The organism is Alcanivorax limicola, assembly GCF_019931215.1.
GTDB lineage: Bacteria > Pseudomonadota > Gammaproteobacteria > Pseudomonadales > Alcanivoracaceae > Isoalcanivorax > Isoalcanivorax limicola.
In genome coordinates this window covers 818,651-837,944 of record NZ_JAIOUB010000001.1, presented here as the reverse complement: position 1 = coordinate 837,944, position 19,294 = coordinate 818,651, and the positions used below count along the sequence as shown (strand labels likewise).

Here is a 19,294-nt window from a genome sequence, read left to right as displayed (position 1 = left end):
GTTCGTGCGCTTGGGGGCGCTGGGGGGCGCCCAGCCCCCCATCCGCCCCCCCCCGTAGGGTGTGCTGAGCACAGCGAAGCGCACCACACCCGCCGCAACCTCAGTCCGCTTTCCGCGCCACCTTCACATGCAACGGCCACACCACCCGCCGTGGCACATCGCCCCAGGCGTCCTTTAATACGGGCGCGAAAGCGCCCAGCAGATCCTCACCGGCCTGTGCCGCAGCAATGACCGCCGACCAGGTGCCCAGATACCCCAGCATGTCACGCCAGTGCCAGCGCTGTGACAGCTGCAATACCGGCGTATTCTCCAGCAGCGGCCAGGGCAGCGGCAGGCGCGTATAACCCTCCACCACATGGGCGCGATTGGGGGCCCACCAGGGCGCCAGAGTCTGGTCATGGAAATCCCGGACCAACGCGGCACATCGCTGGTCATCGGGATGATCCGGCAGGGTCAGCAGCCCATAGGTCCACACGGCCAGCAGGCCGCCAGGGCGCAGCGTGCGTCGGGCTTCGTGCATAAAGGCGGCGTGATCAAACCAGTGCAACGCCTGGGCCACCGTCAGCAGATCAAGACAATGATCGGCCAAGGGCAGGGCGCCACTGTCGGCCGCCAGGCGGTGGCAGTTGGCCGGCGGGTCGAGTGTGGCAAGCTGCGCGGGGACGCGATCCGTGGCAATCACCTGCGTGAAGCGGGCCGCCAGTGGCCCGCTGGCCTGGCCGGTGCCGCAGCCACAATCCAGCGCGCGCCCGGTGGCGGGCGAATGGGCGGCGAGCCAGTCAAACAGGGCATCGGGGTAGCGGGGGCGGAATTGCTGATAGGCCGGGGAGCGCCAGTCATCGGGGCTGTGTCGGGCAGTGGCGCGCGGGTCGGTCGTCGTGTGCTCCGGCATGCGCGCCTCCCGGAATCAGTTCAATACCAGCGTATCGACCACGGCGGCGGCCAGGGCGACCAGTGCCACGATACCGGCCAGAAACAACAACAGACCCCAGACAGGCCGGAAGTTGCCGGGAGCGGGTTCATAGGTGCTGTGGTCACGCCGGTTTCGACGCGCTGGGGCCTGGCGCTGCTGCGCCGGGGCAGGGTGCTGTTCTACAGGTTTCTGTTCGTCGGTCATGCGGCTCTTCACTTTCGGTTGCGAGGCTTGAGCGTAGCGCTGGTGGGGGCAATGTTACATGAAAGGCCGCATCAAAGCAGAAACGAAAAACGCCCCTTGCGGGGCGTTTTCGATACGGCCTGGGGTGAGCGGTCTTAGCCGCCTACCGCCACTTTCTTGAACAGCCACTCGTGCAGGCCGTCCCAGGCCAGTGGCAGGAAGGCCACGACCACCAGCGCTGTGAGCATCACTGCAATGGGCAACAGGAACTTCTCATAGCGATCCCAGAAGGACCCGGTGGTGAGCTTGGACTTCTCCACCTCGTCATCACCGACCACCTGCCTGGTAAGCAGGTGGTTTAGCGCAACGGGCGGCGTCAGGTACCCCAGCTCGAAGGCCACCAGCGTGATCATCCAGAAGTGCAATGGATCAATGCCGGCAGCAAAGGCCACCTGGGCAATGGTCGCGTTGACCAGAATCACCGCACCGTAGGGGTCCATGATCATGCCGATGCCGACCAGGGTCACTACCAGAATGGCGGCAGCGATCCAGATGGAGGCGAACTCGGACGGCATGGATTCCATCAGGCCGGTGCGCTCGATGATACCGCCGACGCTCACCGACAGGGCCATCAACATCAGCAGGGCGCCGATGTGGCCGGTGGTTTCGTTGGTGGCCTTGCGCAGGGCAGGCTCAAAACCGGTGGGGCGTGCTTCATTGCCCGAGGTCTTGTCCGCATCCAGTCCCAGTGCTTCGGCGGTCTTCTTCGAGAAGACATATTCATACAGCAGGATCACCAGCAGGATCACCGGCAGAATGATGGGGGCCGAGAACTCATCCAGGCGACGGTCCAGCAGTTGGCCGAAGAACATGATCACCAGCGCCATCAGGATGACATAGGGGATCAGCGGCTTCAGACGACGGATGCTTTCCGGCAGCGCTTCACGGAAGGGCGCGATGCGGGCGGGTTCCTTACGCGCGAACTGCGAGTAGATGAAGAACAGGAATGCGGTCAGGAAGAAGATCTTCACCCCGGAGCCGAACAGTTCGGTGGTGGTCACCTGGTTGTTCAGTGCGGCAATGATCACTACCAGCAGACAGGGTCGCAATACCACACCCATGGAGCCCGACATGGCAGTGGTCGCCAGGGCCATCTGTGGTCGTGCCCCGGCGCGCATCAGCTCGCTGTAGATCACCGCACCCGCCGCGATCACGAAGATCCCGGAGGCACCGGTGTAGGCGGTGGGTACCGCAGTCACCAGCAGCACCACAAAGCACAGCAGTTCCGGCGACATGTTCCAGGGGCGCAACACGTTGAACACCAACTGGGCCATCCGGGTCTGCTTGAGCATCATGCCGATCCAGATATACAGGGCCAGGTTCAGGAACAGCGTGGAGTGCTCCATCATCATGCCCAGGTACACGCTCATGCCGTGGTAGTAGCCATCCAGCATGAAGCGGCTGCCGGCGGTCAGGGACATGAAGCCGTACAGCGGGATGGTCAGCAGGGCCTTGCCGAAATTGCCGCCGGCCTCCAGCCCCGCTGGCCGCTTGGCCAGATGGTAGATGTTGATGGCCGCCAGCACCCCGAACCCGGTAATCCAGATCAGGTTGAGGTTGTAATGGCTGACCGATATGCCCTCCGCAATACTCATCAGCTGTCGCTCGCGATACTGGATCGACGACACGAACAGCATGGTATTGGCCGCCAGCAGGGCGGTGGTGGAGACATAATGATCGCGGACCGTACGCACTGGCCGGATGGCGATGTGGTGCCGGCTGAAGGTGGCTGTGGCCGCACAGATCAGCACCAGCAGAGCAAGCAGGGTGCGCTTGCTCTCCCCGATGCCGGTGATCATGCGCGAGACGCCGACCTCCACGGTCCGGAAGGCGCGCACCCCCGGGGTCACCCGCTCCTCGATCCGCTCAAAGCGGGACCATCGCCCCTGACATACCTGCACTGAGCGCTCGATGGATCGGCGTATCGCGTCCTCGTCGATATCGGTACCGAACATACCGGCCAGCGGGTCGTCGGCTGCATCAGCCTCGCGCTGCTCGACGGTGCGGCGAACCTGTTCGTCGATATCCGGGTTCTTGTCGCAGGTGGGTTCACCGACGACACCGGCACCACGTAGCAGGAAGTATTCTTCCCAGGTGTTCTCACCGACCTTCAGTAGCTGGGAGTGAATGATCTCGCCGGACGCCACAAAGATGGTGATCAGAAGAATAATGAGAGTAGGGAGAGAGGATATCCATTCGCCGACAGAGCGATTGGCTATCTTGAATGAAGGCGACGCTGTAGTCATTGTTCACCCGGTTGTTGTTATCACGGTGCCGGTTATCTGCTCCAGACACCTGATGGTTTGAAAGACCCGGGCGCCAGACTGCCGGCCCGGAATTTCACGTTACTCAAGCGAATCGCTGATTCTATGTGACCTGTGCCCCTCTGCCTACCGTAGAACTGCCATTCAAGGCAGCTTTTCAGTAATTGCATGTCTCTGGAATGTATATCCGGAATACACAGCGGGTAGGCATAGCAATGCGGGGCCGCCTGGGCCCCGCATGAGTGCTGATTACGGCAAACTGTTGTTACTCGCGGCTTTCGCTGCACTCACCACGCGAAGCGTCGAGACGGCAGCGGATGTTGCGCAGCAGTGACATCATGTCTGCGTTATAGACGCCTTGTTGGGTCAGGTCGATACGGGCATCGCGCATCATTTCATCGTAGCTGAGCGTGTCTTCTTCACTGATGCGAATCCAGCGATCGTCGCGCACGTCCTTGTAGGCATTGTCGACGACGGACTGGGCACGGTCGTAGATTTCCTCGAACATGTACTTGCGTGACCAGACAGCAAAGTCTTCCGGCAGCTTGTCATGACGTGCAATCAGCTGAATGGTCAGCTGGCCGAGGGTGTAGTCGACGATGCCGCCGTCTTCGCCCATGCCGCGATACAGTTCCAGCGCCCCGTAGGCCGCCATCGGCGCAAAGCAGATGTCCACGCTGTGGTTGTTGAAACGGCCAGAGAAGTTGGTGATGTCAGACATCACCGGTGACATGCCGACGCGGGAGGCCATGCGCCCTTGGGCCACGTCATATTCCATTACGGCGATGGACTTGCCCGCCAGCGCATTGACGTTGTTGATGCTCTGGTCCTTCACGAACAGGTAGGCGGCGCCCATGGGCGCAATGCCGATGACTTCGTAAGGGCCGTTACGCAGATTGGGCGTAATGCGCGGATTCTCGCTGGCCAGTACCTGAGCCACCATGCGCAGGGCATCGTAGTTGGGCACGGCACCAATGGAGTCCAGGCTGCCGGTGTAGCTGTTCAACTGACGGCCACGGATACCGGTAATGGCTGCCACGTCGCACTGGCCGCCAGTGAGCTCTTCATAAGCGATGTTTTCATCCGTGAAGGCGCGCATTCTGAAGTCGACGCCCTGTCCCAGAGCGGCGGTGCGGTAATCCTGCATCAGGTTATAAATGTCACCGGAGGTGCCGATGATGTCGAACACGCACAACCGCAGTTGGGTGTTGGCACTGGCCTGGGAGGTAACGCCCAGAGCAAGCGCGGCAAGAGCAACGGAGAGAAAACGAGAAAAGCGCATGGTTACTGCCTCCTGATCGACAGCACCCGGAGCAGGGTGCTGCCAAGCATGTTATTAATGTTCAGATTACAACAGGTCATCAATGTCGAAGTCTGGCTGTGAAGATCTTGCGTCGTCCCAGAATGTACCCAGTGCATTGAATGGCGTGCGGCGTCCTGTCGCTTCTGTCCACATGCGGTCAGATACCCCTGTGATCAGGAACTCGGCCAGCGCATCCAGCATGGCGTAGTTCGGATCCAGGTTGTTATTGTTATTGGCAAACTCGCGAATGGAGCGGCGCACACGCTGCTCATCACCGACGCTGTGGGCGGCAATGGCGGCCAAGGCGCTGGGCAGACGTACGCCCTGCTCGAAGCCCATGCGCACGGAGCGATCCATTTCTTTCCAGGGGTCAGCGCCTTCCGGTGCGAACATCGGCAGAATGCTCCACAGTGCGGCGCGGGTACCATTGGGTACGCCCCACCATTTTTCGTTATCCAGGCAGGCGGCGCCGCGCTCTACTTTGGCGGCGATATCCCGCGGGATGCCCAGAGAGGCATCAGAAGCGCCATCATTCAGTACGGCCTGAACGCCGGCGATCTGGCCAACCATCCACACCAGCTCATCGAAGTCCTTGCGCAGACGCGGGCATTTGCCGTTGTCGGCTTCGCCATACTGGGCGGTGACGCGCTGGTACGCCGTGTGGTAGCGCTGTGCGGTGACACGCAGGTAGCGTTTCTGCAGGGCACGCGCATCCTGAGCCTCATTGACGTTGCCATCTTTGAGTGCGCGGCTGTAACGGAGTTCCTGTTCGGTGGCCAGGGCTTCGGTGCAGGAGGCGGCGACCGTAAAGACCAGTGGCGCGAGACGGTCAGGATTGGAGCCGACGGCCTCAAAGGACATCAGCAGCGGGGTCAGGGCTTCACCGGTGGCGCAGCCCATGGCGACGTCGTCATAGGTCAGCAGGTAAGGCACCATTTCGTTGCCGCCGTAGCTGATCAGCACGTCACCGGTGGTCTTGTAGATGATGCCACAGCCTTGAAGCGCAATGACGACCAACGCGAGAGCGGCCAGCCTGACCTGGCCAAACAGATTCTTCATTGCTGGCTTCATAGCGCCAGTCACACCCGGAGTCTCAAAAGAAGACTTCATGCAGCGTTCTCCATGTTATTGTTCTGAATCACCAAGACGGCAACAGTACCGAACGGTCATTATTGGCACAAGCGCCAATTACAAAAAGCAAAGTATGCAATTACAAACGCTTATGGCCGCATAGTAAGCTATACATTAAGGGTGTTCGGCAAGCGTCAATGCCCCGTGATGATAGCCGTCTCTGCATTCGAACATAAGGTGATCCGAGCTGATGAGTAGAAAGACTGAGGTTGAGCAGATGCGTGAGCGGATGGCCGCCCGCCGTGCGGGTTTGAGCCTGGCCCGGGACACCGCGCGCGGTGGCTTTCGGGTGGTGCAGACTGGCGCCGTCCTGCTGCGTGCCGGCGCGAGTTGGCTGCTCGGCCATCGACCGCCGGCGCCAGTGCTACTCCGCGAGACGGTGGAATCCCTCGGCACGACCTATATCAAGCTTGGTCAATTTATCGCCAGCTCGCCGTCCCTGTTCCCGGAAGCCTACGTCGAGGAGTTCCAGAAGTGCCTGGATCGCACACCGGCGCTGCCGTTCCACTATATCCGCGAGACCATCGAAAGTGAGTTGGGCAAGCCTCTGAGTGCGCTCTACAGCCATGTGGATCCGGCGCCGCTGGCCTCGGCGTCTATCGCCCAGGTGCATGCCGCGCGATTGCACACCGGGGAGGATGTGGTTATCAAGGTGCAGAAGCCCGGTGTCAGTACCGTGCTGCTCACCGATTTCAACTTCCTCTACGTGGCTGCGCGTGTTTTCGAGATGCTGACACCGGGCCTGTCCCGTTCCGCGGTCTCTGGCGTGATCGAGGAGTTGCAGGGCTCCATGCTGGAGGAATGTGACTTTCTCAAGGAAGCGCAGAACCTGGAGCGCTTCAACGAATTTCTGTTGATGACGGGCAACACCCGCGCCGTGGCGCCGCGCCCTTATCGCGAACTGAGCACCAAGAAGGTGCTGACCATGGAGCGCTTCCATGGTGTGCCGCTGACCGATCTGGAGGTGCTGCGGCGCCATGTGGATGATCCGGCAGAAACGCTGGTGGCGGCCCTCAATACCTGGTTCTCCAGTCTCATGTTGTGCGATTTCTTCCATGCGGACGTGCACGCCGGCAACCTGATGTTGCTCCACGATGGCCGTATCGGTTTTATTGATTTCGGCATGGTGGGGCGTATTCGCAAGAATACCTGGGAAGCCATGTCCCGTTTTCTGGACGGCATCAGCAACGGCGATCACCGCGCGGTGGCGGAATCCATGATCCAGATTGGCATGACTCGCGATACGGTCAGTGTGGATGCGCTGACCCGTGATCTGGAGCAGTTCCAGTCACGTCTGGAAAATGTGGATCCCGCCAGTCTGCTGGAAGGCAATCGCAATGAGCGCGAGGTCAATCGCCTGCTCATGGATATCGTCAAGATCGGCGAACAGCATGGCATTCGCTTCCCGCGGGAATTTGCGTTGTTGCTGAAACAGTTCCTGTATTTCGACCGCTACATTCAGGCGCTGGCGCCGGAGCTGGATATGTTCTCCGACACGCGTGTCGATATGTTCAGTGGGCTCGAGGGTTTCCCGCCAGTGGATCGGCTTCACTGACGGGCAAGGACCTGTACGGAAAGGCTCAGCTACTCCACCGGATTGGTGCATTCGCCACGGTTGTTATCCAATCGGCAACGAATGCGCCGCTGTAGCGTCAGCATCTCTGCGCTGTAATAGCCTTCCTCCCGCAGTTGCAGGCGCGCATCCTGCATCATGGTTTCGTATTCCTGCTTGTCTTCCTCCGGAATCGCAATCCACCAACGGTCTGGCACCTTGGCGGCTTCTGCATTCAGTTGCGCCATGATTTCTTCATAGCCTTCAAAAAATGCTTCCCGCACCAGCTGCGCAATTTCGTTCGGAAATTTATCTTCCCGCCCGATCAATTGCATGGTGATCTGCGCCAGCGGGTAATCGATGACGCCGCCGTTGGCACCCATGCCGCGATACAGCTCCAGAATTTCATAGGCGATCAGCGGCGCGGGTAACACATCCACGACGCCATTGTTGAACATGTTCGGTGCACTGATCAGATCCGCCGCCACCGGCGTGGCGCCAATCTGCGACACCATGCGCGCCTGGGTCGGATCATATTCCAGTACCGGCACCCGTTTGCCGGCCGCACGCGCCAGTGAGTTGATGGATTTGTCGTTAACGAACACATAGGCGCCACCGGCTGGTGCAATACCCATCACCACATAGCGGTTGCTGACCATCTTGTCGGCCATGCGCGGATCGGCCAGCACTTGCAGCAGTACCTGCATATGTTTGTCGGTGGGCAGGCCGCCGACCGAATCGATGGTGCCGGTGAACTGGTTGAACAGTCGCGCCCGCAAGCCGGTCATCAGTGCGGCATCGCAACGGCCCGAGTGCAGTTCTTCCACCATGACGCCCTCGTTGGTATAGGGCAGCAGTTCTACATCGACACCGAATTCCAGAATGCGCATCCGCTGGTCTTCAGCTGCCTGATAAATGGGGCCGCTGCGCCCGGCAATGTCCCAGATACAGATGCGCCGTTTGACCATGACGCCGTCCGGGAACCCGGACACGCGGCGCATCGCCGCGACCCGTTGTTCCAGAGGCAGCGAGCGATCATAGGCAATGGCGCGCAATTGCTCTGCCATCTCGGGGGTGATCGTCACGCCCGGCGCCAGGCGGTTGAGTTCTTCGCGCTGGGCGGCCGTCATGTCCACGGCGGCAACCTGACCCACGCCGAGCAGGCTGGCGATGCCGACGGTCAACAGCAGGCGTAGCACGCGCCTTGTTCTGGTTATCTGTGTCATGTGTTCTCCCTGGCCTCTGGCGGTACTGCACGAGGTAGTGTGCTCCTTTCTAACAGTGGGCCCCGAAAGCGTACATGACCCGGTAGGACGAGCCGGGTGACTGAAGAGTCAATGGATCTTCTCTGTTTAGGATTTTTGTAAGCCCTGAGGGATTATCGTAGCCGGCCCCTCCCGGTCCCGGCGGTGTCGGAGTAGAACAAGGGATATTCGTAATGATCCGGGGTCGACCTATGCACAGCACCTATACGAACAATAAGGACCTGAACAGTAAAAGTCTGCGGTGGCGCAAGGGGGCAACGGCGGGCTTTCTGGCCAGCACGTTGGCGCTGGCGGCCTGCGGCGGTGACAGCAATCTGCGCGCGCCGGGCTCCGGCGTTGACCCCGAGCTGCCGCCGCCGGCCACTGATTACGACGTCACCATTCGCCGTACCGGTGAGGGCATTCCCCACATCACGGCGGCAAATTTCGCCAGCATGGGTTATGGCTACGGGTATGCCCAGGCGGAAGACAATCTGTGCTTGCTGGCGGAAGACACCCTGACGATCCGTGGGCTGCGTGCCCGTTATCTGGGCGGGGACGGCCGCTACACCATTCCTGCCAACGGTGCGGCGACGACCAATATCGAGGCCGATTTTTTCTGGCGCAGCCTGGCTACCGATGACGCCATTGCGCCGCTGCGTGAGGTCAGTGACCCGGAAGTGCTGGCGGCATCCCGGGGCTTTGTTGACGGTTTCAACCGTTACCGACAGGAGATTCTGGCGGGGCAGCACAGTGGTCGGCATCTGGCCTGTCGCGATGCGGACTGGCTGCTGGCGCTGGAGGAAAACGACATGTATCGCCGTTATTTCCGCCTGGCGGTACTGGCAAGCTCTTCCGTCTTTGTTGACGGCGTTGCCAATGCCGCACCGCCAGCGCTCACCGGCGACATCCCGTTGCCGCTCGACGCGGACGACATCATAGCGCAGCTCACCGAGTTGGCGGGTGGCCTGTTGGATGGCGTGGATAGCCTGCTGCCTTTCCCGCTGGGCGGTGAGCTGCCCTTCGGCAGCAATATGTACGCACTGTCCGGGGAGACCACCCACAACGGTGAATCGATGCTGTTCGGCAACCCGCATTTCCCCTGGGAGAAGACCGAACGGCTGTACATGGCGCATTTGCAAGTCGGTCCTTCGGACGAACGCATCGAGATCATGGGGGCTGCGCTGATCGGCTTGCCGGCGGTGCTGATCGGGTTCAACGACAAGTTCGCCTGGAGTCACACGGTGTCCACGGCATTCCGCTTCAGCTTCTACGAGCTGACGCTGGACCCGCTGGACCCGACGCGCTACCTGTTCGATGGCGAGCTCATCGATATGGAAGCCCGGGATATCACCATTGATGTGCTGGAGCAGGACGGCACGCTGCGTCAGGAGCAGCGCACGCTGTATCACTCCCATTACGGGCCGATGCTGGAATTCGAAGTCTCCGGCGTGCCGATTCTCAGCTGGTCACCGCTGAAGGCCTACACCCTGCGCGACGCTAACGCCGAAAATGATCGCTTGCTGAACCAGTTCTTCCGCTGGAACCGCGCCGGCAGCTTCGAGGAATTTGTCGCGCTGCATGCCAGTGTGCTCGGCACCCCCTGGGTCAATACGATTGCCACCGGTCCCGGCAAGCCTTCCTATTATGGCGATGTGACCGTGGTGCCCAACGTGCCGGACAGCAAGGTGCTCACGTGCCCCACCGCGCTGACGCCGGTATTCGCGTTGTTGCAGCCCGGTTTGCCGATTCTGGACGGCAGTCGCACCGACTGTGCCTGGGACACCGATGACGACGCACCGGCCCCGGGCATTTTCGGCCCCGGCAATCTGCCGAGCCTGACACGCAGCGATTGGGTGCATAACTGCAATGACAGCTACTGGCTGACTCATCCGGAAGAGCCTCTGACCGGTTTTGCTGCCGTCATCGGTGATGAAGAGTCGGCGCGTTCACTGCGCACGCGCCAGTGCATACGCCAGGTCCAGGATCGTCTGGATGGCAGTGACGGCCGCCCCGGTACGACCTTTGACATGCCACTGCTGCAGGACATCGTGCTTGATAGCCGTCTGATGACGGAGCGGCTTGCCCGCGACACCGTGCTCGACAGCTACTGCGCAGTGCCGTTGCCCTTGCTCGGTAGCAGTGGCCCTGTGGATGTTGCGCCGGCGTGTGAGGTGCTTGCTGCCTGGGACGGCACCCATAACCTGGATGCCCGTGGCGGTCATATCTGGCGTGAATTCTGGCGCGGCATCAATCCGTTGCCGCTGGATGTGCCGGGCATGTGGTTGACCCCGTTCAGCGCCAGTGACCCGGTGAACACGCCGGCCGGGCTGAATCCCCTGAGCCCGCTGGTATCAACGGCCTTTGCTGATGGTGTGCAGGCTGCGGTGGATTCCGGCTTTCCGCTGGATGCCCCGATGGGAGATATTCAGTTCTCCGCCATTCATCCTGTCGGTATCTCGTCTTCCGGTGTGCAGGACGCGCGCATTCCGGTGTTTGGCGGGGAAGGGTTCGAGGGCGCCTTTACCATCGCGAGCTCGCGCGGGCCGCTGACAGAGGACGGCTACGCGGTGAACTTTGGCAACAGCTATATTCAGACGGTGACCTGGGATGAGCAGGGCAGGCCGGTGGCAGAAGGGTTTGTGACCTATTCCCAGTCCACCGACCCGGCCTCGCCGTTCTTCCGCAACATGACCGAGGCCTATGCCGACAAAGCGTGGATTCGCTTCCCGTATACGGACGCCGACATCAATGCGGATCCGGCGCTGCAGACCTTGCGCCTGCGCGCCAGCGCACCCTGATCCCGGGGGTTACTCGCGCGGGTCGGAACACTCACTGCGGTCCGGTGCCATACGGCACCGGATGCGCCGTTGCAGTTGCAGCATCTCGCCGTCGTAATAACCCAGATTGCGCAATTCTACCCGCGCATCCTCCATCATCAGTTCGTACTCGAGCCGGTCTGCATGAGGGATTTCGATCCACCATCTGGCCGGTACACGTTCCGCTTCCCGATTCAGAAACGCCATGATGTCGTCATAGGCTTCGTGGGTGGCCTCGCGGATCAGCTGTGCGATTTCGTTGGGGAATTTTGCCCGCCGCCCGATCAGCTGCATGGACAGCTGGGTCAGCGGGTAATCGATAATGCCGCCGTCCGGGTCCAGCCCGCGATACAGTTCCAGCGCTTCATAGGCCACCAGTGGCGCGGCCAGGACATCCACCACACCGTTGTTGAACATACCCGGCGCGCGGGTGATGTCCGCCTGCACCGGCGTGGCGCCCAGGCCGGCGACCATCTGCGCCTGCATGGGATCATAATCCAGGACAACCACACGCTTGCCTGCTGCCTTGCCGAGCGTATTGATCTCGCGATCATTGACGAAAATATGCGCGGCACCGGCGGGGAAGACGCCCAGCACCACATATTCCCCATCAACCATGCGCCCGGCATTGCTGGGATGCTTGAGCACTTCCAACAGGATGCGCATGTGTTCATCCGTGGGCAGGGCGCCAATGGCATCCACCGTGCCAGTGAACTTGTTGAACTGCCGCGCCCGCAGGCCGGTCATCAGCGCCGCATCACAGCGCGCGCTGAGCAGCTCATCTACCATCACGCTTTCGTTGGTATACGGCACCATGTTGATTTGCAAACCGTATTCCGCCGCACGGATACGCTGCTCTTCGGCCGCCGTAAAGATCGGGCCGGCGCGCCCGGCAGGATCCCAGATGCAGATGGTGGTGGACATGCGCTGGTCTTCCGGCAGGCGATCCAGCCCCGACAGTCGGCCAATGGCACGCAGCCGTGCGTCAATGCTCATGTCCGGGTTGTAGGTGATGTCCTGCATCAGCTCGATCAGCTCCGGCGTGATCTCGACGCCGGGGGCCAACTGCTGGAATGCCTGTTTCTGCTCATCGCTCAATTCCGGGCCGCTGCGCTGAGCGCCTTGCGCCAGCGCTGCCCCGAACATCAGGCCGCACAGCGTGATCAACACTGCCATCCACACGGCAATTCGCTTCATAGTCCTTGCTCCGTCGTTCATCCCTGGTGGGTGTGATGGCCGCGGCCATGCTCCAGTGATGGTCCTACCGGGAGGGGGAGTGATCTATGACTGTGAGGTCAGCGCGCGACTGCGGCAGAGTCAACAACGCGTGAAAGCATGCTTGAATAAAGTGGCGCCTCAGGCCTGGGCGTTGAGCGCCAGGCCGGTGACGCCGCGACTGGCCGGGCCGAGCAGATACAGATAGGCCGGGGCCAGGTCTTCCGGCGGGGTGACGCTCATCGCTTCCTCGCCGGGGTAGGCCAGGGCGCGCATGCGCGTTCGGGTGGCGCCGGGGTTGATGCTGTTGACGCGGATTGCCGTGGTGTTTTCCAGCTCATCCGAGAGCACCTGCACCAGCCCCTCGGTGGCAAACTTGCTCACCGCGTAGGCGCCCCAGAAAGCACGGCCCTTGCGGCCGACACTGGAGGAGGTGAACAGCACCGACGCATCCGAGGAAGCCCGCAACAGCGGCAGCATGGCCCGGGTCAGGTAGAAGGCGGCATTCAGGTTCACCTGCATGACGCTGTCCCAGGTGCCATAGCCGTAATTGTCCAGTGGCGTGATATCGCCCAGGATCGAGGCATTGTGGAGAATGCCGTCCAGCCGCCCGAACGTCTCATCCAGCATGCCGGCCAGCTCCTCGAAGTGCGCCGGGATGGCCACTTCCAGATTCACCGGCACTATCGCCGGCGTCGGGTAACCCGCCGCGACAATCTCGTCATACAGGCTTTCCAGTTTGTCCTGCGTGCGTCCGAGCAACACGACTGTGGCCCCGGCGGCAGCCAGCGCCAGTGCGATGGCGCGGCCGATACCTTCACCGGCACCGGTGACCACGATGATGCGGTCATTCAGGATGCCGGGTTCCCACTGATAGGCCAGTGCGGCGGCCTGCGCTGTGGCCAGGTCAATCTTCGGCGTGATCTTCGGCGTGTCAGTGGCGGGGGCTTTTGTGCTCATGAGTGCATATCCTGATCCAGCAGCGGCAACAGTGCGTCCGCAGCGTCTATATAGTAGTCGGCGTGCCAGGCACGCGGGTCTTCATTGGGGTCCAGATAGCCGAACAGGGCGGCTACCGTGGTCATGCCGGCATTGCGGCCGGCTTCGATATCACGCAAATGATCGCCCACATACAGACAGCGCGCCGGGTCCACGCCCACCATGGCCGCCGCTTTCAGCAGACCCTCCGGATCAGGCTTGCGCAGCACCACGTCATCCGGGCAGATCACCGGGCCGACGCGCTCGCTCAGGCCCAGCCCGCGCAATACCGGGGCGGTAAAGCGCGCCGGCTTGTTGGTGACCACGCCCCAGGGGGTGCCGTCGGCGTCCAGCCGCGCCAGCACCTCGGCCATGCCGGGAAACAGGCAAGTGTCCACATCCAGACGCGCCGCGTAGGCATTCAGCAGGGTGTCCAGGGTGTCGGGGAAGGCCGCGTCTTCCGGGACCAGGCCAAAGCCCAGGGTCACCAGCGCCCGTGCCCCGTTGGACACCTGGGTGCGCACCGCCGCGAGACTCTGCGCCGGACGTCCGGCCTCGGCCAGCACCTGGTTCAGCACCACATGAAAATCCGGTGCCGTATCCACCAGTGTTCCGTCCAGATCAAAAAAAACTGCTTGTGCCATCAGTGGCTCACCGTATCAGGGTTTGACTGCATGAATCAGGTAGTTCACCGACACATCCCGGTTCAGCTTGTAGACCTGGGTCAGCGGGTTGTAGGTCATACCCGCCGTGTCACGCACGTCCAGCCCGGCATCCCGGCACCAGGCGGCCAGCTCGGACGGGCGGATCAGCTTGGCGTATTCGTGGGTGCCGCGCGGCAGCAGCCTTAATACGTATTCAGCGCCGACAATGGCGAACAGGAAAGACTTCGGGTTGCGGTTGATGGTGGAGAAAAACAGCTGCGCGCCCGGTTTGGCCAGCGCAGCACAGGCGGCCACCACCGCGGCGGGGTCGGGCACATGCTCCAGCATTTCCAGGCAGGTGACCACGTCGTATTGCCCCGGGCGTTGCGCCGCGATTTCTTCGGCGGCGATGTTCAGGTATTCCACCTCGACGCCGGATTTCTGTGCGTGCAATCGCGCTACGGCCAGCGGCGCCTCGCCCAGATCAATGCCGGTGACCTCGGCGCCGCGCAGAGCCATGCCTTCGGACAGCAGACCGCCGCCGCAGCCGATATCGATGGCGCGTTTTTCCGGCAGCCCGGCGCGCTCGTCAATATAGTTCAGGCGCAGCGGGTTGATATCGTGCAGGGGGCGGAACTCGCTGCTCGGGTCCCACCAGCGCTCGGCCAGGGCCTCGAACTTGGCAATTTCCTGCAGGTCCACATTGCGGGCAGTGTCCTTGTTGACAGTATCCTTGTGTACCGTGTCGCCGGGTTGGATCTCAGCCATTGATCATCTCCTGCCAGTGCTGGGTGTCGCGCAGAATGCGCGCGCTGTTGAGGGTCAGCAGCTGGCGCTCTGCCATCAGGCAGCGGCCTGCTACCCAGTTGTAAGTCACCTGTTCGCGCCCGGCGGCATACACCACCTGAGCGATGGGATCGTACGTGGGGCGGGTTTCCAGCGCCCCCAGATCCACAGCAATAATGTCCGCCTGCTTGCCCGCCACCAGGGAGCCGGTCTGGTGCTCCAGCCCCAGCGCCCTGGCGCCATTCAGAGTGGCCATGGCCAATGCCGCGTCCGCCGGCAGCGCATCAGCCGTACCGGCCACGCCCTTGGCCAGCAGGGCCGCCGTGCGCAGCTCGCCCAGCATGTCCAGGTCGTTGTTGCTGGCGGCGCCGTCGGTGCCCAGCGCCACATTGACGCCGGCGCGGCGCAGCGCCTCCACCCGGCAGAAGCCGCTGGCCAGCTTCAGGTTGGATTCCGGGCAGTGCACCACGTGGGTGCCGCTGGCGCGCAGCTGCTCGATCTCATCGTCATTCAGCTGCGTCATGTGCACGGCCAGCAGGCGCGGGGACAGCAGCCCCAGGCGTGCCAGGCGCGCCAGCGGGCGCTCGCCAGCCTGTTCGGCCGTGGCCACTTCGCCCGCTGTTTCATGCACATGCATCATGATCTGGGCATCCAGTTCCTCGGCCAGCATGGCGACGCGCTGCAAGGGCTCATCGGACACGGTGTAGGGCGCATGGGGGCCAAAGCCGACGGAAATCAGCGGGTCATGGCGCCAGGCATCCGCTGCCTGAGTGGCCAGGCGCAGGTAGTCATCCGGGCCCTGGCCCATGGGGGTGGGGAAATCCAGTAGCGGGCTGAACAGGCTGGCGCGCAGGCCCGCTTCCGAGGCCACCCGGGCGATGGCATCCGGGAAGAAGTACATGTCCGCAAAGCAGGTGGTGCCGCTGCGAATCATTTCGGCGGCGGCCAGGCGCGTGCCATCCGCCACGAACTGCTCGCTGATCCATTTGCCCTCGGCGGGCCAGATATGCTCCTCCAGCCAGGTCATCAGCGGCAGATCATCTGCCAGGCCCCGGAACAGGTTCATGGCCGCGTGGGTATGGGCGTTGATCAATCCGGGCATCAAGAGGTGCTTGTCCAGCCGGATCGTCTCGGTGGCCTGCCAGCGATGGCTGATATCCGCAAACGGCAGGATATCGACGATGCGCGAGCCGCTGATGACGATGGCATGATCGGTCAGCAGGCGTTCCGGGCCCTCTACAGGGGCAATCCAGCTGGCCTGGATGATCAGATCGGCGTGGGCCGGGGCTTGGGGCATGGACACTCCTGATTCCTGGTTGGACTACCGGGGCGGCAGTATAGCGCAACCGCGTGAAAGATTGGGTAGGGGAGGGCCCTACCTGGGGCTCCGGGTTGTGCTATTATTGCCGGCTTAAAACAGGCACCACCCCGTACCAGCGCCATAATAAAGGATTAGCATGACGGATCTCGCCAGAGAAGTTACCCCGGTCAACATCGAAGACGAACTGAAGCAGTCCTACCTGGATTACGCCATGAGCGTCATCGTCGGTCGGGCGTTGCCGGACGTGCGTGACGGCCTCAAGCCGGTGCATCGGCGGGTGCTGTTTGCCATGCACGAGCTCAATAACGACTGGAACAAGGCCTACAAGAAGTCGGCCCGTGTCGTGGGTGACGTGATCGGTAAATACCATCCCCACGGTGACTCTGCGGTATATGACACCATCGTCCGCATGGCGCAGCCGTTTTCCCTGCGTTACATGCTGGTAGACGGGCAGGGCAACTTCGGTTCGGTGGACGGTGATTCCGCCGCTGCCATGCGATATACCGAAGTGCGCATGTCCAAGATCGCCCATGACCTGCTGGCCGATCTCGACAAGGAAACGGTGAACTTCGTCGACAACTACGACGGCACCGAGCGCATTCCCGAAGTGATGCCGACCCGGGTGCCGAACCTGCTGGTGAACGGCTCCTCCGGTATTGCCGTGGGCATGGCCACCAATATCCCGCCGCACAATCTCGGCGAAGTGATTGACGGCTGTCTGGCGCTGATCGACGACGACAGCCTGACCATCGACGACCTGATGGAATACATTCAGGGCCCGGATTTCCCCACCGCCGGCATCATCAACGGGCGTGCCGGGATCATCCAGGCCTACCGTACCGGCCGTGGCCGCATCTACGTGCGCGCCCGGGCCGATATCGAAGACATGGAGAAGGGCAACAAGCAGGCGATCATCATCACCGAGCTGCCCTACATGCTGAACAAGGCGCGGCTGATCGAGAAGATTGCCGAGCTGGTGAAAGAAAAGCGCATCGAAGGCATCACCGAGCTGCGCGACGAATCCGACAAGGATGGCATGCGCGTGGTGATCGAACTGCGTCGCGGTGAGAACGCCGAAGTCGTGCTGAACAACCTGTACGCCCAGACCCAGCTGCAAAGCGTCTTCGGCATCAACATGGTGGCGCTGGCGGATGGCCAGCCGCGCCTGCTGAATCTCAAGCAGATGCTCGAAGCCTTTATTCGTCACCGCCGCGAAGTGGTGACCCGGCGCACCGTGTATGAACTGCGCAAGGCGCGGGAAAAAGGCCACGTGCTGGAAGGTCTGGCGGTGGCGCTGGCAAACATCGACGCCGTGATTGCGCTGATCAAGCAGTCCACCTCCGGGGCGGAAGCCAAGGAAGCGCTGGTGTCCAAAGGCTGGGCGCCGGGCGAAGTCATGACCATGCTGGACCGTGCCGGTGGCGCCGATGCCTGCCGTCCGGACGGGCTGGATGAACACTACGGCCTGCGCGACGGCCTGTATCACCTGTCCCCGGATCAGGCCCAGGCCATCCTGGATCTGCGCCTGCAAAAACTGACCGGCATGGAACAGGAAAAGCTGGTGCTGGATTACCAGGCCCTGCTGGAACTGATTATCGAACTGGGCCGGATTCTGGCCGACCCGGAGCGGCTGTTGGAAGTGATCCGCGAAGAGCTGCGCGCGATTCGCGAAGAATATAACGACCCGCGCCGTTCCGTGATCCAGACCTCCCATCTGGACCTGTCCATGGAAGATCTGATCGCTGAAGAAACCGTGGTGGTCACGCTGTCCAATGGCGGTTACGCCAAGATGCAGCCGATTGATACTTACCGTGCCCAGAAACGTGGCGGGCGCGGCAAGGCTGCCACGGCGGTGAAGGATGAGGATTACGTTGAACATCTGCTGGTGGCCGGCACCCACGATACGCTGTTGTGCTTTACCAGCGCGGGCAAGGTCTACTGGCTGCGGGTGTTTACCCTGCCGCAAGGTGGCCGTGGTTCCCGTGGCAAGCCGATCATCAACCTGATTCCTGCCTTGCAGCCGGATGAGCGCATTACCGCCATCCTGCCCATGGCCAAGGACATGACCAGCAAATATATCTTCATGGCCACCAGCAATGGCACCGTGAAGAAAGTGGACATGGAATCCTTCAGCCGCCCCCGTTCCAACGGCCTGATTGCGATTGAACTGGAAGACGGCAACAGCCTGGTGAATGTGGCCATGACCAGCGGTGAGGAAGACATTCTGCTGGTGGCGGATAACGGCAAGGCCGTGCGCTTCCGCGAGGAAGATGTGCGCCCGATGGGCCGAACCGCACGCGGCGTGCGTGGTATGCGCGTTGCCGCAGGCCAGAAAGTGATTGCCCTGATCGTGCCGGCAGAAGGCGGCCAGGTGCTGACCGCATCGTCCAAAGGCTACGGCAAGCGTACCGATGTGGGTGAGTTCCCGACCAAAGGGCGCGGCACCCAGGGTGTGATCGGCATGATCGTCAACGAACGGAATGGCGCACTGGTGGGTGCGACCCAGGTGTTCGGCGGTGAAGACCTGATGCTGATCTCCAATCAGGGCACACTGGTGCGGACCCGTGTTGATGAAGTCAGCACGCTCAGCCGCAACACCCAGGGCGTGACACTGATTCGCGTCGGCGAAAACGAGCGTCTGGTAGGCGTCGAGCGCATTCCGGAACTGGAAGGCGTGGAAGAAGACGTGGAAGATGAAGGCGTTGATGTCGCGGCGGGCGCTGAAGTCGCTGCGGACGTTGTCGCCGAGCAGACGGACAGCACCGAAACCAGTGCCGACGAGAGCACCGACGACAATGCAGACGACAGCACTGAAGACAAGTAACAGACCGTGCTGATGCAATGGGCCGGGGCAGATGCTCCGGCCTGTTGTGTAAAGGCT

General features: G+C 61.8%; 14 protein-coding genes. 3 read left to right on the top strand and 11 right to left on the bottom strand.

From position 1 onward, the window contains the following. Positions 1-100: 100 nt before the first annotated feature. From K8B33_RS03670 to K8B33_RS03650, 5 genes are all read right to left on the bottom strand, one after another. Positions 101-892 carry a class I SAM-dependent methyltransferase gene (locus K8B33_RS03670; RefSeq protein ID WP_223423423.1) on the bottom strand — a complete coding sequence of 264 codons (792 nt, stop codon included), beginning with the start codon at positions 890-892 and terminating at the stop codon, positions 101-103. Between the two features lie 15 nt (positions 893-907). After that, entirely contained in the window at positions 908-1,117 is a 210-nt protein-coding gene (locus K8B33_RS03665; RefSeq protein ID WP_223423420.1) for a hypothetical protein, read from the bottom strand. A gap of 134 nt (positions 1,118-1,251) precedes the next feature. Then, on the bottom strand, positions 1,252-3,402 hold the full coding sequence (locus tag K8B33_RS03660) for a TRAP transporter large permease subunit (RefSeq protein ID WP_223423417.1): 2,151 nt from the start codon (positions 3,400-3,402) through the stop codon (positions 1,252-1,254). 283 nt (positions 3,403-3,685) lie between these two features. Further along, the gene (locus K8B33_RS03655) at positions 3,686-4,702 is read right to left on the bottom strand and encodes a putative solute-binding protein (protein WP_223423415.1); all 1,017 of its coding nucleotides are present in this window, start codon (positions 4,700-4,702) and stop codon (positions 3,686-3,688) included. 66 nt (positions 4,703-4,768) lie between these two features. After that, positions 4,769-5,833 (bottom strand): hypothetical protein, encoded by a 1,065-nt coding sequence (locus K8B33_RS03650; RefSeq protein ID WP_223423413.1) that lies wholly within the window; start codon positions 5,831-5,833, stop codon positions 4,769-4,771. A 211-nt stretch (positions 5,834-6,044) separates the two neighbouring features. Here K8B33_RS03650 and K8B33_RS03645 point away from each other — a divergent pair, with 211 nt between their 5' ends. Then, positions 6,045-7,409, top strand: a complete 1,365-nt coding sequence (locus tag K8B33_RS03645) for an ABC1 kinase family protein (RefSeq protein WP_223423411.1) — start codon at positions 6,045-6,047, stop codon at positions 7,407-7,409. Positions 7,410-7,438: 29 nt separating this feature from the next. On the opposite strand, the gene K8B33_RS03640 is transcribed toward K8B33_RS03645, so the two are convergent. Continuing rightward, positions 7,439-8,632 carry a putative solute-binding protein gene (locus K8B33_RS03640; protein ID WP_223423408.1) on the bottom strand — a complete coding sequence of 398 codons (1,194 nt, stop codon included), beginning with the start codon at positions 8,630-8,632 and terminating at the stop codon, positions 7,439-7,441. A gap of 230 nt (positions 8,633-8,862) precedes the next feature. Between K8B33_RS03640 and K8B33_RS03635 the strand changes: the two genes are divergently transcribed. Further along, positions 8,863-11,451, top strand: a complete 2,589-nt coding sequence (locus tag K8B33_RS03635; protein WP_223423406.1) for a penicillin acylase family protein — start codon at positions 8,863-8,865, stop codon at positions 11,449-11,451. A gap of 9 nt (positions 11,452-11,460) precedes the next feature. Here K8B33_RS03635 and K8B33_RS03630 read toward each other — a convergent pair whose 3' ends face one another. The 5 genes from K8B33_RS03630 to K8B33_RS03610 form a co-directional block, all read right to left on the bottom strand. Continuing rightward, the gene (locus tag K8B33_RS03630) at positions 11,461-12,666 is read right to left on the bottom strand and encodes a putative solute-binding protein (protein WP_223423404.1); all 1,206 of its coding nucleotides are present in this window, start codon (positions 12,664-12,666) and stop codon (positions 11,461-11,463) included. 159 nt (positions 12,667-12,825) lie between these two features. After that, a complete protein-coding gene (locus K8B33_RS03625; protein WP_223423401.1) occupies positions 12,826-13,644 on the bottom strand; it encodes a YciK family oxidoreductase in 819 nt (272 codons plus the stop codon). Continuing rightward, the gene (locus tag K8B33_RS03620; RefSeq protein ID WP_223423399.1) at positions 13,641-14,306 is read right to left on the bottom strand and encodes an HAD-IA family hydrolase; all 666 of its coding nucleotides are present in this window, start codon (positions 14,304-14,306) and stop codon (positions 13,641-13,643) included. The genes K8B33_RS03625 and K8B33_RS03620 overlap by 4 nt, the downstream gene beginning before the upstream one ends. 15 nt (positions 14,307-14,321) lie before the next feature. Then, positions 14,322-15,074 carry a bifunctional 2-polyprenyl-6-hydroxyphenol methylase/3-demethylubiquinol 3-O-methyltransferase UbiG gene (gene ubiG, locus K8B33_RS03615; protein WP_223423397.1) on the bottom strand — a complete coding sequence of 251 codons (753 nt, stop codon included), beginning with the start codon at positions 15,072-15,074 and terminating at the stop codon, positions 14,322-14,324. Further along, entirely contained in the window at positions 15,067-16,389 is a 1,323-nt protein-coding gene (locus K8B33_RS03610) for a TRZ/ATZ family hydrolase (RefSeq protein ID WP_223423394.1), read from the bottom strand. Before K8B33_RS03610 ends, ubiG begins: the two co-directional genes overlap by 8 nt. A 160-nt stretch (positions 16,390-16,549) precedes the next feature. On the opposite strand from K8B33_RS03610, the gene gyrA reads away from it, so the two are divergent. Next, entirely contained in the window at positions 16,550-19,237 is a 2,688-nt protein-coding gene (gyrA, locus tag K8B33_RS03605) for a DNA gyrase subunit A (protein WP_223423392.1), read from the top strand. The last annotated feature ends 57 nt before the right edge of the window (positions 19,238-19,294 follow it).

Excerpts from the sequence above, each read along its gene's own strand:
- K8B33_RS03650 (WP_223423413.1), bottom strand. The coding sequence starts at position 5,833 with ATGAAGTCTTCTTTTGAGACTCCGGGTGTGACTGGCGCTATGAAGCCA.
- K8B33_RS03630 (WP_223423404.1), bottom strand. The coding sequence starts at position 12,666 with ATGAAGCGAATTGCCGTGTGGATGGCAGTGTTGATCACGCTGTGCGGC.
- gyrA (WP_223423392.1), top strand. The coding sequence starts at position 16,550 with ATGACGGATCTCGCCAGAGAAGTTACCCCGGTCAACATCGAAGACGAA.
- K8B33_RS03620 (WP_223423399.1), bottom strand. The coding sequence starts at position 14,306 with ATGGCACAAGCAGTTTTTTTTGATCTGGACGGAACACTGGTGGATACG.
- K8B33_RS03665 (WP_223423420.1), bottom strand. The coding sequence starts at position 1,117 with ATGACCGACGAACAGAAACCTGTAGAACAGCACCCTGCCCCGGCGCAG.
- K8B33_RS03645 (WP_223423411.1), top strand. The coding sequence starts at position 6,045 with ATGAGTAGAAAGACTGAGGTTGAGCAGATGCGTGAGCGGATGGCCGCC.
- K8B33_RS03610 (WP_223423394.1), bottom strand. The coding sequence starts at position 16,389 with ATGCCCCAAGCCCCGGCCCACGCCGATCTGATCATCCAGGCCAGCTGG.
- K8B33_RS03670 (WP_223423423.1), bottom strand. The coding sequence starts at position 892 with ATGCCGGAGCACACGACGACCGACCCGCGCGCCACTGCCCGACACAGC.
- ubiG (WP_223423397.1), bottom strand. The coding sequence starts at position 15,074 with ATGGCTGAGATCCAACCCGGCGACACGGTACACAAGGATACTGTCAAC.
- K8B33_RS03660 (WP_223423417.1), bottom strand. The coding sequence starts at position 3,402 with ATGACTACAGCGTCGCCTTCATTCAAGATAGCCAATCGCTCTGTCGGC.
- K8B33_RS03635 (WP_223423406.1), top strand. The coding sequence starts at position 8,863 with ATGCACAGCACCTATACGAACAATAAGGACCTGAACAGTAAAAGTCTG.
- K8B33_RS03625 (WP_223423401.1), bottom strand. The coding sequence starts at position 13,644 with ATGAGCACAAAAGCCCCCGCCACTGACACGCCGAAGATCACGCCGAAG.
- K8B33_RS03655 (WP_223423415.1), bottom strand. The coding sequence starts at position 4,702 with ATGCGCTTTTCTCGTTTTCTCTCCGTTGCTCTTGCCGCGCTTGCTCTG.
- K8B33_RS03640 (WP_223423408.1), bottom strand. The coding sequence starts at position 8,632 with ATGACACAGATAACCAGAACAAGGCGCGTGCTACGCCTGCTGTTGACC.